The organism is Spirosoma jeollabukense, assembly GCF_054777855.1.
In genome coordinates this window covers 14,873-27,121 of sequence record NZ_BAAHAD010000006.1, presented here as the reverse complement: position 1 = coordinate 27,121, position 12,249 = coordinate 14,873, and the positions used below count along the sequence as shown (strand labels likewise).

Below are 12,249 nucleotides of genomic sequence, written 5' to 3'. Positions count from 1 at the left end.
GATCTGTCAGCGGTACTTCAATTCAACCGCCCCCTCGTAGCTGCAACTGCCCAAACACAGCTTGTTTGTAATGTCGGCCAATGGGCAGTATCTGGCCCGGCACCTCAATCTGCGTGTCGGTAATAGCCCTGATTTTGGCGATGGCCACGATAAACGAACGGTGAATACGAATAAACTGGTTGGCAGGCAGTAGTTCCTCAAAGTAGCCAATCGTCTGCCGGGTTGTAACCGTTTGGGTAGAGGTGCTGATTTTGACGTAGTCCCGCAAACTTTCCAGAGAGATAATATCCGGTACGTCAATACGTACCAAACGACGATCCTCCCGCACAAACAGATACGGTTCTTCAGGGATGGGTGGACTACTGTCGGGCATTTTGGGTTGAGGAAATGACACCACTTTGCCTACTGCCCGCACAAATCGCTCAAAAGCCACCGGCTTAATAAGGTAATCCACTACGTTCAGTTCGTACCCATCCAGAGCGTACTCCCGGTAGGCCGACGTGATGATGGTTTTGGGCGGATGGGGCAGCGTACGTAGCAGTTCCAGGCCCGAAAGCTGGGGCATCTGAATGTCGAGAAAAAGCAAATCGACGGAGTTGGCTTGCAGCCTGCCAAACGCTTCCACCGCCGACGGACACCGGCCCACCAGTTCGAGCACGGGCATCTGCCGAACGTAGGCGGTCAGAATATCGAGCGCAATCGGCTCGTCATCGACTAACAGGCATCGCGTCTTCATAGCCTTGAGGAACTGTCAAATCACTGGGTATCAACGTAATTGTCAATGTAGTCAGAAATGAATCGGTACCACTTAGTTGCCGCAACCGGTGCCTGCCGGGATACAACAGGTCTAGCCGTTTGGCGACATTGGGTAGCCCGATACCTACCTTTGAAGCTGTATCCGGCAATTCAGGCTGGCTATTTTCTACCTTGAACGTCAGCTCCTGTGCCGTAACGGCCAGCTGAATCTGGAGCCAGGCATCGCCCAACTGACGGCTTAAGCCGTGTTTGAACGCATTCTCGACGAAGGGCAGCAGTAACAGCGGGGCCAGCATCACCCGTTCGGTGGGACCGTTTACCTGAAACGACAGGTGCAGATCGGGCCCGTACCGAATCCGCTCTAGGGCCAGGTAATTTTCCAGGTACGTAATTTCTTTCTGGAGTGGCACAGTAGCCAGATTGCCCTCGTAGAGCATATACTGCATCAGCTCAGAAAGCCGCAGGACAACCTCACCCGCTTTATCGGGATTTTGGCTTGTCAGTCCGTAGAGGTTGTTGAGCGTGTTGAACAAAAAATGGGGATTGATCTGGTCCTTAAGGGATTTGAGTTCAACGACCTGCTGAGCAATCACTAACTGCTGGTTGAGCTGCTGCTGCTGAAAGGCGAAGCGAGTCATAAAAAAACCGATCAGAATACTGCTGGTGCAGAGCAGGTAAAACGCGCAAAGCACGATGCTTCCCAGGCTGGTGGGACTTTCCCCCACCAGTCGCTCGGGGGCAAAAGGGGTTAGGAAGAGGTAAAACGTGCCTTCCCAGTAGAGTAAGCCCCCCAGCAGAAGTGCTACTCCAGTTAGCACGCCAAAGCGAACCAACTGCCCAGTTAGTAAATATGTTGGAATGAGCCAGTACAGGGTCAGGTAGGTAAACAGAAGTTGCGCAGGGAGTTGCGCAAGAGTAGCTAGTAGATGGGCTACGTACTGGTGTTCAAACTGGTCGATGGCCACCACCTGCAACAGCCCATAGCTCAACCAGGCGCCTACATGGATCGCTATTTTTCGGTACACCAACGGTTGCAGTAGGGGCATGGCACGAAGAAAGTATCCTTAAACTTAACAAAAGTTCGACAATTTTCCCGCCCGTTCTGTCGTCGTTACTTACCCTATCCGACCAACGGCGGATGATAGCCGACAGACACCCTGCTCGTTGCGACAAACGCCCCGGGAGGCTCTTGGGCAGCTGTCTGTCGGTCTAATCTCGACGAGTATCGTATGGACTTGCTTGGTTGGCTATCGGCTGCTAAACTTCGGCCCATTGACCGATTGATCAGGTTGCGTCGGCCATTCGTTTGCCATGAAAAGACGACTGTTTTGGCTATTTTTACTGATGAGTGCGGGGGCGCGGGCCGGTTTTCATCCGCACCTTGTCCGCGATGATACCTATGGCTTCGTTTTGACCGGTGACCGGACCCGCACGGTTATCCCCTTCGAGTTCCGGTCAAACTTGATCATCATATCGGCCCGAGTCAATGAATCGGATAGCCTGCGGTTCATCGTCGATACGGGGGTGTCTTACACCATCATCACTAATGCAAAGGGGATAGCGCAACCACTCAGACCGGTCGTTCGTCAGATCAAACTGACTGGAGTCGGTGAGGGTAACTCCATAATGGCCTCGATAACTATTGGGAATAAGATATACCTGAATGGATTGCAGGACAACCATCATACCCTTGTTTACTTGACTGAGGATCTGATGCGCCTGTCGGAAAACGCGGGCGTCCCCATTCACGGCATCCTGGGCTACGAACTATTTGCCAATCTGGTGGTTACGATTGACTTCCAACGCCAGGAGATCACCTGCATACAACCCCAACACTATCACTATCGACGCCGGAAAGGAGATCGCTATCCCTTGTTCATCACAGACCGGAAAGCGTTCACCAACGCCTTGTCGGTGTTTGACGGTACCGCCTTTGTGCCGTTACGGGTTGTGCTTGACACGGGGGCAGGCCAGGCGTTACTGCTCGACCGGTTCCAGCAAGCGGTGTCTATACCGATACCCAATAAGGTGTTGCAGGTTGAACTGGGGCGGGGACTAAATGGCTTTATTACCGGCGAACTGGGCCGACTGGACCGCGTCCGGCTGGGCCGGTCTGAGTTGACGAACGTACTGGCTTCCTTCCCCGACCGGTCAACGTACAATCAAAAAGTAGCTGAGTTGCCTGCACGGCAGGGCAGCATCGGTTGCGAGTTGTTGCGCCGGTTTCGGGTCACGTTCAATTACCCCGAACACTACTTCGTACTTAAACCCGTCAACCGGTTGCTGCGCGAACCCTTTGAGCACGACATGAGCGGACTGGAACTACGGGCAGGGGGGCAGGATTTTCACCGCTACTTCATAAATCTGATCATGGCCAATTCACCTGCTGAACGGGCCGGCTTGCGGGTTGGTGACGAATTAATCGGGGTGAACAATTACCTGAATCAAACGCTAAGGTTAAGCACGCTGACCCAGCTCTTCAGGGCGGGAGCGGGTAAACCTATCAGGTTACTGATTCGTCGCGGAGGGCAACTTTATCAGATAGACTTTTTATTAAAACGGCTGATTTAATACGTACTGGAGACTTTTTATATCAGAAATACGATGAACTTAATAACTACTCTGGGTCGACTGCTGTATGCCACCGCCCTCATTATCCTCGGGGCAGAACACCTGATCAACGCTAATTTTCCGGTGGGACTGTTGCCCGTCCCAATGGCTCTGCCGGGGCGGTTAGTGCTGGTGTACTTGACGGGTGGTATCCTGCTGATAGCGGGAGCCGGTTTGCTTTTGCACCAAAAAATGCGGCTAGCGGCCCTGGTCGTCAGTGGGTTGTTTGGCCTGTTCGTACTAGCGGTCCATTTGCCTCTCCTGGTGGCGGCTCCCACGAACGGGGGCGAATGGACTGCTCTGTTCGAATGCCTGGCCCTGAGTGGCGGGGCTTTGCCGATGGTGAGTTGGGGAAGGGGGGCAGCGCCAATCAACGTTGGTAACCTGACCCGGTATGGGCGATGGTTATTTGCCAGTTCGCTGGCGGTATTCGGGGTGCTCCATTTTGTGTACGCGTCCTACATTGCTACGCTCATTCCGGGCTGGATACCGGTCCCGCTGTTCTGGTCCTATTTCGTGGGGGTGGCCTTCATCGGAACCACTGCCAGTATTTTTCTGGATCGACAACGACCACTGGCTACGGCCGGGCTGGGGCTGATGTTTTTGTTGTGGGTATTGCTGCTCCACGGCCCCCGTGTGGTAACCAACCCGCATAGTGAACCGGAATGGACCAGTCTCTGCGTGGCCCTGGCTATGAGCGGGAGTGCTTTTGTGCTGTCCGGTTCACCTGTGATCAGTCGACAAACCTACCTAACGCTACCCCGGCCATGAACGCACTGCTTTGGCTTATTCAGGTTTTTCTGGCATCGGTCTTCCTCTACTCCGGCCTGATGAAGTCGACGCAGTCCGAACAGAAGTTAGTAGCAATGGGCCAAACAGGCGTAGAAAGTCTGCCCTTGCCGTTAATCCGGTTCATCGGCATTTCCGAACTGGCCGGCGTATTGGGGCTGATTTTACCCGTACTACTCAATTACTGGCCCGTACTGACTTCCGTAAGCGCATCTTGTCTGGGCCTGATTATGCTGCCCGCCGGGGTTATCCATTACCGCCGGGGTGAGTTTAAAGCGGTAGCCTTCAACGGACTGGTTTTCATGCTGTGCGGGTTTGTCCTATACGGTCGGTGGTTGTGGCCAGGCCATTGATCCAAAAAAAACTACCCGTGTCTGTCCAATTTTCGATTTCTCACGCATTAGGCTGTTGAAAACCAAAATTATCGGAAAATATGGAGTTGAAAATTAAAGAGTTAGACGTAATACACCCTGCCTACGGGTTGTCAGAGAATAAAAGGAGCCCAGCCAATCGTGCCCAACAAACTGCCTACTGGATTGTCACAGTATTAATTAGTTTTGAGTTGATCTATGGGGCACTTTGGGATTTTAATCTTCTCAACAAGGGCTACGTAGACGGCGTTCTGGGCCATCTGGGCTATCCGCTGTATTTAGGCCCTATCCTGGGAGCCTGCAAGCTGATCGCTGTCGTGGTTGTTCTCCTGCCCGGCTTCCGCCTGTTAAAAGAATGGGCGTATGCGGGTTTGGCAATTCTTTTTAGTGGGGCATTCGTATCACACGTAGTGGTGGGCGATAACCTGGGCCAGTTTGTCTGGCCGCTTCTGTTCGGCCTGCTGGTCATCGGCTCCTGGGCGCTAAGACCCGCCAATCGACGTCATGACTAAGAGAAAACATAGCAGGTCCCGTTGTCCAATTCACCCAGTGCTAATCCTAAAGGGCTACCAACTAATTGATCAAAACAAATGGATACCTTTCTAACACCCATCGAAAAACCCAGCGGATTCGGCATGAAGCTGGCTTATTTTTTTACCAAACGACAGGTAGGGAAAGTACTGATGCCCCTAAAAGTTCACTCGGCCCGCCTGCCCGATGCCTTTGGTATGTTCTACGGAAAATTGCCCGCCCTAGACAAGAAATTACAACTTGCCCCCGAAATAACCATGCTTATTCGGGTGTGGGTATCCCAACTAAACGTCTGCCTGTTTTGCATAGATGCCAGTCGGTCGGCGGTGATTGCCCGGTCGATGAACGAAGCGAAGTTCGATGCGCTGAACCACTATTCGACCAGTCCCCTTTTCACTGAATCGGACCGGGCTGCACTCGACTACGCCACCGAATTGACGAAAGACAGAGAGATTGCCCCCGCTACCTTTGCCCGTTTATTAACGTTTTTTTCGGAGCGGGAGATTTGCGAGATTGTGTATCTGATTGCCAGCGAACACTTGTATAACCTGACCAATATTGGCCTGAACATCCATTCTGATCAGTTGTGCGACATCCGTCGCCAGCAGGCCGAGCGCGTTTAGTCCGTACAAAACCGATATCCATCATGAGCGAATTCGTTTTATTATTTCGCCAGTCCACCCTTGACCGCAATACCATGTCGCCCGCCGAACTGGAAGCGATCACGCAGCGTTGGCAGGCCTGGGCGGGGGGGCTGGCTGCTCAGGGGAAATTAGTCAGTGGAGGAATTCAACTGACCACGGAGGGCAACGTCCTGCGTGCCGATGGGGTCATTACCGATGGCCCGTTTGTAGAGATCAAAGAGCGGCTGGGCAGTTTCCTTGTCGTTCGAGCCGATAGCCTGGAAGAAGCCACCGCCCTGGCGCACGGTTGTCCGGTACTGGACCGGCAGGGCAGCGTTGAAATTCGGCGTATCCTCAACTAAATGCCGACATGGAACATGAACGGGAATCGCTCAGGCACCTGTTTCAGCAGGAATTTGCCCGGATGGTGGCCGTTATCAGCAGGCAGTTTGGTTTGCAACATATTGAACTGGCTGAAGACCTCGTCAGCGAGACATTTTTGCTGGCCGTCGAAACCTGGGGCGTTCGCGGTATGCCGCCCAATCCAACGGCCTGGCTTTATGCCGTAGCCAAACAAAAAACGCGGTATCAGTTTAGAAGGCATAAACGGCTGATTGACAAAATTATGCCCGAACTAATAGCCCGTCAAACCGATGTGGATAAGGAGTGGATCGATCTGGATTTTTCGGCCCAAACCATTCGGGATAGTCAACTACAGATGCTGTTTGCCATTTGTACACCCCTCATTGCCGATGAAGCCCAGATTGGCCTGGCACTCCGTATCCTGTGCGGACTGGGTATCGACGAAATTGCCGAAGCGTTCCTGACCAATAAAGAAACGATCAACAAACGGCTATTTCGAGCCAAAGAGAAACTACGGCGGCTTAACGTAACGATGGAACTCCCTCCGGAAGCGGCCTTAATCCACCGCTTGGATTCGGTGTTGCGCGTCATTTATTTACTATTCAATGAAGGCTATTATTCGAAAACACAGAACCGCACTTTACAGAAAGACCTGTGCCTGGAAGCCTTGCGGCTATGTGTGATGCTGACCGAGTATGAGCAGACTAACCTGCCTAAAACCAATGCCCTGCTGGCGCTGATGTGTTTCCATGCCTCCCGGTTTGAAGCCCGACAGGCTGGCGACGGCTCGCTGCTCCTCTACGAACAGCAAAACGAAGCATTGTGGGATACTACGTTGATTCGGCAGGGATTTCGCTATTTAGCCCAATCCCTGCACGGCGACGAACTGAGTACCTATCATCTGGAAGCCCGCATTGCCTCCTGGCACTGCGTAAAAGACGATTCTTCGGAGAAGTGGATGGCTATATTAGCTCTTTACAATCAGCTTTTAGTGGTAAATAATTCACCCAGCGCAGCCCTCAACCGCACCTACGCCCTCTATAAAGTGAGCGGAGCGGAAGCGGCTCTGGTGGCCGCAGCCAACCTACGGCTGGACAGAAACCATCTGTACTGGACACTTGTGGGCGAATTACTTCGGGAAACGGACACCCGGCAGGCTAAAGCCGCCTTTCAACAGGCGTATGCCCTGGCGAAGACGGTCACAGATCGGCAAACGATTCAGGAAAAACTGGATCAACTGGACTGAAAATAGATAAACCATGAATCAAATTTTTTTAGTCGTTTACCAACCGGGTCTGGCCTGGAAAGCTGGAGAACCCGCAGCGGCTCAACCAATCCCTGAACATGGCCGTTACCTTCTTGACCTCTACAAACAGGGCTATCTTCGTTTAGCTGGTCCTTTTGGCGATGATACCGGAGCTGCTCTGGTACTGGAAGCTCCCGACGAAGCTCAGGCCAGACGACTGGTCAACACCGACCCCGCCGTTGTACAGGCCATCTTTTCCTACGAACTGCACCCCTGGACGCTGGTCCCCTGGGAGCATTACTGGCAACGTTCCGAATCGCATTGAATGGCTCACCTCATGATCAAAGCCCTATATTCCGACTCGATCACCCTCCACCTGATTGAGGAAGACAATCTGGCGGACGTATGCAACCTGTTTCAGGGATATCCCGACTCGCGCGATATGCTACAGGAGCTTTTACGACATTATCTGCCCCAATACGAGAACGGTAGGCGAACTAACTATGGCTTCTACGTGCTGCTGGACAACGAACTGGCCGGGATGACTTTGTTGAATGTAGATAGTAGACCCGACGAGTGGAATGGGTCGACAGGGGCTGATCTATTTACCCACATGCGGGGCCGGGGCATCACCCCACGTAGTAAACCCCACCTGTTTTACATGGCTTTCGAGTTGCTGGGCCTAAACCGTGTCGCTACGGGTTGTTTGGTCTCGAATGGGTTCTCGAAACGCTCCATTGAGAAAACGGCTGGTTTTGAATTTGAGGGGATCTCGCGTGAATCGGGTATTAATGAGCAAGGCGAGTTTGAGGATGAATATATCTATGCCATTTTAAAACGGGATTGGATAAGGCTCTATGACGTGGCCCAGATTCAGGTGATTCGGTGAAAGCAAATCTGCAAAATCCTAATGAACTTAAACCGACTGCTTCTTATCCATGCCTTTGTAACGATGGCAGCTGGTGTGGTGTTACTGGTCGCACGTCGGTTTACGCCTGCCACTTATCGGGCTGTTCATCTACTATGGACGTAAAACCAATCAACAATCAGGATTATGAAACTTATCGTGTTTGGAGCAACCGGTGGCACTGGTAAACAGGTTGTTGAACAAGCCTTACAAGGTGGTCATCAGGTGACTGCAGTGGTTCGCAGTCCAACTGCGTTTCCGCTGCACCATCCTCATCTGACCATTTTTCAGGGGGATGTATTGCAACCCGCTGGTTTTGAGTCGGCTTTTCAGGGAGCTGAGGCCCTTGTCTCCTGTTTGGGTACTCATAAATGGAAACCTACAACGGGTTATTCTCAGGGCATTACTAACATCATTCAAGCTATGAACGCGGCCGGTGTTACTCGCCTGGTGTGTCTATCCTCCGTTGGTATCGAGGTGCCGCCCCGGAGTTCTTCGCTGATCAAATTGGTGACCAACTACATCCTACAGCCCCTACTTCGTCATCTTTACGCGGACATGCTGCAGATGGAAGCCGTGTTACGAAAATCGGCCCTGAAATGGACAGTAATTCGTCCGCCCCAACTTACAGACAAAAATTTTACGGGACACTACCGAACGACTATCAATGAACCGATCAAAAGTCCCTCAAAAATTTCCCGTGCCGACCTGGCCCAGTATATCATTACGCATTTGACTGATGAAAGAACCTTTCATGCCCACGTCGAAATTTCGTACTGATATATTCAGGATCAGAATAGCGTATACGACTAATTGTAAGTCATTAAAACTTGTACACAAGATCCTAAACAGGACGTTTTTCTGAACGATGGCCGAGTAGGAAGGAGGTGGCCGAAAAGGATTACCATTTTACAGGCATAGCCGACGACCGATTCGTACGTTTTTTGGTCAGGGTTGAAGACGGCGTCAACCCTGGTCCGTCGTTGGGTCTGTGGATCGACGACCAGGTTATTCGCCTTCCATGCATAGGTAGTACTAACCACAAAGGCAAAGTTGGTCACGTTGATGGCCTCAAACTGCCAGGAATTCGTCGGGCGGGCCTGCGTGATGCGACCGGGTTTGAGGTCTTCGGTCGTAATGATGTCGATTTCGCCATCCTGCCGTTCCGCCTGGCTGATTTTCTTGGCAAACGCAGGTTCATACACCTCGGCTGTATTTTTTAGATCCCCCTTTGCTCACACCTGGTACGTGCCCGGCACGGTAATCCTGACCCTGAAGTCGCTATAATCCTTATAAAACTCTTCCTTTCCCAGATAGGGGTATTCATTCCAGCCATCGACGTCATCGTAAATCGCAATTCTCGGGAAGAAATAGGCCGTAAAATAAGCTCCTTCCGTAATTCGGCCCGTTCGATTAAACGAGCCTTTGTTCAGAGTCGGGGTAGCCTCTCACATACATATTGCTCCCGCTGATCCGCCACGGGGTGCTGTCGATGGTCCAGTTATCCACTGTTAGGGCATTGATTTGAACACTATTACTCAAGTCTGCCGTGGCGATTTGGATATTCTGCATCGCGTTGCCCGTATACAGGTTTAGATAGAGCTTGAACAAGATCGTTTTCAGAGTATCGGGACTGTTTTTGACATAGTCGATACGTACCGTGCCGGAAAGCCGACAGGAAATCGGGTCAAAGTTCACATCCATGTCATAATCACCTTTGTTTTCCCAATTGGCATTACCAGGCACGCCCTTGACGTTAGCTACTGCCTGCTCCATAGGGTGGTCAATTGGCAACGGCTGCTCCGGTGCTGGTTGCGCTACGGGAACAAATAGAAGAAGTAGAATACGAACAGAGAACGAAGCGGTTCATACGGGGAAAAAGAAGCGGCAAAAGCGGTTTTTAGGGGGGATGTCTAACAGATTCTGTTTTAAATCCTGGATGGTCGAGCCTTACGCATAAATGGCGTTCAGTGCTTTATCAAGGGTTGGATACTGATAGCGATATTCTTGCAGAAGCCGTTCGGATGGTACAGCTCTGGCGCTATTGAGCACAAACGCACTTTGCTCCCCCATCATCAATTTTAGCATGAAAGCGGGAATGGACGGCATCCACAGCGGTTTGTGGAAGTGCCGGGCCTGGGCTTCCACAAAATGTCGATTGGTGAGCAGACCCGGCGCCGTTTGGTTGAATACCCCAGTGAGTGAGCTGTCCCGAACCGCCAGGCAATATAGTCCCACCACATCCTGCAGGTGTATCCAGGGAACCCACTGGCGACCGCTACCCAGAGACGCCCCAAAGCCCGATTGGATCATCGGCGCCAACGAAGCCAACGCTCCACCCTCCTGAGTGAGTACGACTCCGGTACGAAATGTAACCACACGCAGTCCCAGGCTTTCTCCTTCGCCCACGGCATCCTCCCATTCCTGGCAAACCGTGCCCAGAAAATCGGGGGATGGCTGGCTTTGCTCGGTCAGGATTTCATCGGATCGGTCCCCGTAGAAAGCGATGCCCGATGCGGAGATGACCGATTTGACGCCATGCGGCTGTTCGCCCATCAAGCGGTAAAGGAGCCGGATCGATTCGGTGCGGCTGCGGCTAATCTCCTGCTTGCGGGTAGGTGTCCAGGCCTCCCCGGCAATGTCTGCCCCCGCCAGATGAATGATCGTATCGACCCCATCCAGGCAACGCGCATCAATCTGTTGTTTCACTACGTCCCAGCCGTAGGTTGTAACGCCCGGAATGATGGAGGGAGTACGGCTTAGGTGGCTGACCTGGTACCCCTCAGCGAGCAGGGCCTGCGTTAACGGCTTACCGACCAGGCCGTTGCCGCCAGTAATCAAAATATGGTATTTCGATGCGTTTTCCATGGCTTCTTCTGTTTCAGGTGAGTTAGGCATGGGCTGGGGTGAGGATCACTTTCCCGTATACCGTTCGGGATTCGGCCAGTTCCATGGCTTGCTGAATGTGATCCAGCGAAAAGCGCGCGGCAATCCGGGGGGTGAGCACGCCACTGAGCAGCAAGCTCATTAGTTCAGCAAAATCATCCTGTAACCGGCGTTGAAACGCCTGGCTACCCCGACCCGCCATGACATCATAGAAGATGGCCCGACGACCATTGGGCAGCAGGTTCCACCAGGTAAGTTGGGCGATCAGGCGGATAAATTTCGGTAACATTGATCCCGGCTTCTGCATCGCTGAAGCAATAGCGTAACTAACCAGCACTCCGCCCCGTTTGAGTAAGCCAAAGGAGTGCGTAAGGCCGCCACCACCCACATTATCGAAGACGGCATCGACCCCATCCGGCGCCAGTTGCCGAATCTGCCCGGCCCAGGCAGGATCCCTATAATCCACGGGCTCAACACCTTGTTGTTGCAGGGTGGCGTGATGCCGACCCGAAGCCAGGCCGATCACCCGTACCCCAGCGTGCAGGGCCAGTTGTACCAATATCGTGCCTACACCACCGTTCGCTCCATGCACGACGATGGTTTGACCGGGTCGAAGCTGGGCTTTACGATGCAACATCTGCCAGGCCGTGAGCCCATTGACAACCAGGGCTTCCGCATCAGCCGGATCAATTTCATCCGGCACGGGCAACAGCTCATCGGCCGAGCGCAGGGCATAGCTGGCCCAGCCCCCGGTTTTGGTCAGGGCCGCCACCCGTTTGCCCATCCATGAGGCATCAACGCCCGGCCCAATGGCGGCCACGGTGCCGACCAGATCGTAACCCGGCACAAAGGGGAAGGCGGGCTGGCCCGGATAGCGGTCACGGCGCATGGCCTGCTCGGCAAAGGAGATACCACTGGCTTCCACCCGAACGATCACCTGGCCAGCTGCGGGAGTGTTTAGTACGTTGTTTCGAATAAGGAGTCCGCTGGGGTCCACCTTGGCGGGTAGCACGACTTCTTGGCTAACGAATGTTGTCTGGATAACTTCTTTTGTCGTCTGCATAGCTTTGTATGTTAATGTGCAACAAAGCTACCGGACCCCGTCCGGCCAAAACGATAACAAAAGATAAGAACGAGTCGGAGGGCATTTTTTAATGCCTGAACAGA

At 52.8% G+C, this 12,249-nt stretch carries 17 protein-coding genes; 11 read left to right on the top strand and 6 right to left on the bottom strand.

What is annotated here, in order from left to right; genetic code table 11:
- Nucleotides 1-22: 22 nt before the first annotated feature.
- A complete protein-coding gene (locus ACYVEA_RS21410; RefSeq protein ID WP_461115482.1) occupies nt 23-736 on the bottom strand; it encodes a LytR/AlgR family response regulator transcription factor in 714 nt (237 codons plus the stop codon).
- A complete protein-coding gene (locus ACYVEA_RS21405) occupies nt 708-1,802 on the bottom strand; it encodes a sensor histidine kinase (RefSeq protein WP_461115481.1) in 1,095 nt (364 codons plus the stop codon). The genes ACYVEA_RS21410 and ACYVEA_RS21405 overlap by 29 nt, the downstream gene beginning before the upstream one ends.
- Before the next feature lie 265 nt (nt 1,803-2,067).
- Between ACYVEA_RS21405 and ACYVEA_RS21400 the strand changes: the two genes are divergently transcribed.
- From ACYVEA_RS21400 to ACYVEA_RS21350, 11 genes are all read left to right on the top strand, one after another.
- Nucleotides 2,068-3,327: an aspartyl protease family protein gene (locus tag ACYVEA_RS21400; protein WP_461115480.1), complete on the top strand. Its 1,260-nt coding sequence runs from the start codon at nt 2,068-2,070 to the stop codon at nt 3,325-3,327.
- Nucleotides 3,328-3,360: 33 nt separating this feature from the next.
- Nucleotides 3,361-4,137 carry a DoxX family protein gene (locus tag ACYVEA_RS21395; protein WP_461115479.1) on the top strand — a complete coding sequence of 259 codons (777 nt, stop codon included), beginning with the start codon at nt 3,361-3,363 and terminating at the stop codon, nt 4,135-4,137.
- Nucleotides 4,134-4,508, top strand: coding sequence for a DoxX family protein (locus ACYVEA_RS21390; protein ID WP_461115478.1), 375 nt, complete (start codon nt 4,134-4,136; stop codon nt 4,506-4,508). Before ACYVEA_RS21395 ends, ACYVEA_RS21390 begins: the two co-directional genes overlap by 4 nt.
- 80 nt (nt 4,509-4,588) lie before the next feature.
- Entirely contained in the window at nt 4,589-5,038 is a 450-nt protein-coding gene (locus ACYVEA_RS21385) for a DoxX family protein (protein WP_461115477.1), read from the top strand.
- Between the two features lie 78 nt (nt 5,039-5,116).
- Complete coding sequence (locus ACYVEA_RS21380) at nt 5,117-5,680, top strand: carboxymuconolactone decarboxylase family protein (RefSeq protein ID WP_461115476.1); 564 nt, start codon at nt 5,117-5,119, stop codon at nt 5,678-5,680.
- Between the two features lie 23 nt (nt 5,681-5,703).
- Nucleotides 5,704-6,042, top strand: a complete 339-nt coding sequence (locus ACYVEA_RS21375; RefSeq protein ID WP_461115475.1) for a YciI family protein — start codon at nt 5,704-5,706, stop codon at nt 6,040-6,042.
- A gap of 8 nt (nt 6,043-6,050) precedes the next feature.
- Nucleotides 6,051-7,289 (top strand): RNA polymerase sigma factor, encoded by a 1,239-nt coding sequence (locus tag ACYVEA_RS21370; protein WP_461115474.1) that lies wholly within the window; start codon nt 6,051-6,053, stop codon nt 7,287-7,289.
- A 13-nt stretch (nt 7,290-7,302) separates the two neighbouring features.
- Nucleotides 7,303-7,614 (top strand): YciI family protein, encoded by a 312-nt coding sequence (locus tag ACYVEA_RS21365; protein ID WP_461115473.1) that lies wholly within the window; start codon nt 7,303-7,305, stop codon nt 7,612-7,614.
- A 12-nt stretch (nt 7,615-7,626) separates the two neighbouring features.
- Nucleotides 7,627-8,178: a GNAT family N-acetyltransferase gene (locus ACYVEA_RS21360; protein WP_461115472.1), complete on the top strand. Its 552-nt coding sequence runs from the start codon at nt 7,627-7,629 to the stop codon at nt 8,176-8,178.
- Between the two features lie 21 nt (nt 8,179-8,199).
- The gene (locus tag ACYVEA_RS21355; RefSeq protein WP_461115471.1) at nt 8,200-8,322 is read left to right on the top strand and encodes a hypothetical protein; all 123 of its coding nucleotides are present in this window, start codon (nt 8,200-8,202) and stop codon (nt 8,320-8,322) included.
- A gap of 21 nt (nt 8,323-8,343) precedes the next feature.
- Entirely contained in the window at nt 8,344-8,976 is a 633-nt protein-coding gene (locus ACYVEA_RS21350) for an NAD(P)-dependent oxidoreductase (protein WP_461115470.1), read from the top strand.
- Between the two features lie 29 nt (nt 8,977-9,005).
- Here the strand turns inward: ACYVEA_RS21350 and ACYVEA_RS21345 are convergent, their stop codons facing one another.
- The 4 genes from ACYVEA_RS21345 to ACYVEA_RS21330 form a co-directional block, all read right to left on the bottom strand.
- On the bottom strand, nt 9,006-9,401 hold the full coding sequence (locus ACYVEA_RS21345) for a hypothetical protein (RefSeq protein WP_461115469.1): 396 nt from the start codon (nt 9,399-9,401) through the stop codon (nt 9,006-9,008).
- Between the two features lie 208 nt (nt 9,402-9,609).
- Nucleotides 9,610-9,972, bottom strand: a complete 363-nt coding sequence (locus ACYVEA_RS21340; protein WP_461115468.1) for a hypothetical protein — start codon at nt 9,970-9,972, stop codon at nt 9,610-9,612.
- A 174-nt stretch (nt 9,973-10,146) separates the two neighbouring features.
- On the bottom strand, nt 10,147-11,094 hold the full coding sequence (locus ACYVEA_RS21335; RefSeq protein WP_461115467.1) for a TIGR01777 family oxidoreductase: 948 nt from the start codon (nt 11,092-11,094) through the stop codon (nt 10,147-10,149).
- On the bottom strand, nt 11,087-12,145 hold the full coding sequence (locus ACYVEA_RS21330; RefSeq protein WP_461115466.1) for a medium chain dehydrogenase/reductase family protein: 1,059 nt from the start codon (nt 12,143-12,145) through the stop codon (nt 11,087-11,089). The genes ACYVEA_RS21335 and ACYVEA_RS21330 overlap by 8 nt, the downstream gene beginning before the upstream one ends.
- Nucleotides 12,146-12,249: the final 104 nt, after the last annotated feature.

Bases quoted from the DNA above. Each gene is read 5' to 3' on its own strand.
- ACYVEA_RS21410 (WP_461115482.1), bottom strand. From the start codon at position 736: ATGAAGACGCGATGCCTGTTAGTCGATGACGAGCCGATTGCGCTCGAT.
- ACYVEA_RS21405 (WP_461115481.1), bottom strand. From the start codon at position 1,802: ATGCCCCTACTGCAACCGTTGGTGTACCGAAAAATAGCGATCCATGTA.
- ACYVEA_RS21400 (WP_461115480.1), top strand. From the start codon at position 2,068: ATGAAAAGACGACTGTTTTGGCTATTTTTACTGATGAGTGCGGGGGCG.
- ACYVEA_RS21395 (WP_461115479.1), top strand. From the start codon at position 3,361: ATGAACTTAATAACTACTCTGGGTCGACTGCTGTATGCCACCGCCCTC.
- ACYVEA_RS21390 (WP_461115478.1), top strand. From the start codon at position 4,134: ATGAACGCACTGCTTTGGCTTATTCAGGTTTTTCTGGCATCGGTCTTC.
- ACYVEA_RS21385 (WP_461115477.1), top strand. From the start codon at position 4,589: ATGGAGTTGAAAATTAAAGAGTTAGACGTAATACACCCTGCCTACGGG.
- ACYVEA_RS21380 (WP_461115476.1), top strand. From the start codon at position 5,117: ATGGATACCTTTCTAACACCCATCGAAAAACCCAGCGGATTCGGCATG.
- ACYVEA_RS21375 (WP_461115475.1), top strand. From the start codon at position 5,704: ATGAGCGAATTCGTTTTATTATTTCGCCAGTCCACCCTTGACCGCAAT.
- ACYVEA_RS21370 (WP_461115474.1), top strand. From the start codon at position 6,051: ATGGAACATGAACGGGAATCGCTCAGGCACCTGTTTCAGCAGGAATTT.
- ACYVEA_RS21365 (WP_461115473.1), top strand. From the start codon at position 7,303: ATGAATCAAATTTTTTTAGTCGTTTACCAACCGGGTCTGGCCTGGAAA.
- ACYVEA_RS21360 (WP_461115472.1), top strand. From the start codon at position 7,627: ATGATCAAAGCCCTATATTCCGACTCGATCACCCTCCACCTGATTGAG.
- ACYVEA_RS21355 (WP_461115471.1), top strand. From the start codon at position 8,200: ATGAACTTAAACCGACTGCTTCTTATCCATGCCTTTGTAACGATGGCA.
- ACYVEA_RS21350 (WP_461115470.1), top strand. From the start codon at position 8,344: ATGAAACTTATCGTGTTTGGAGCAACCGGTGGCACTGGTAAACAGGTT.
- ACYVEA_RS21340 (WP_461115468.1), bottom strand. From the start codon at position 9,972: ATGGAGCAGGCAGTAGCTAACGTCAAGGGCGTGCCTGGTAATGCCAAT.
- ACYVEA_RS21335 (WP_461115467.1), bottom strand. From the start codon at position 11,094: ATGCCTAACTCACCTGAAACAGAAGAAGCCATGGAAAACGCATCGAAA.
- ACYVEA_RS21330 (WP_461115466.1), bottom strand. From the start codon at position 12,145: ATGCAGACGACAAAAGAAGTTATCCAGACAACATTCGTTAGCCAAGAA.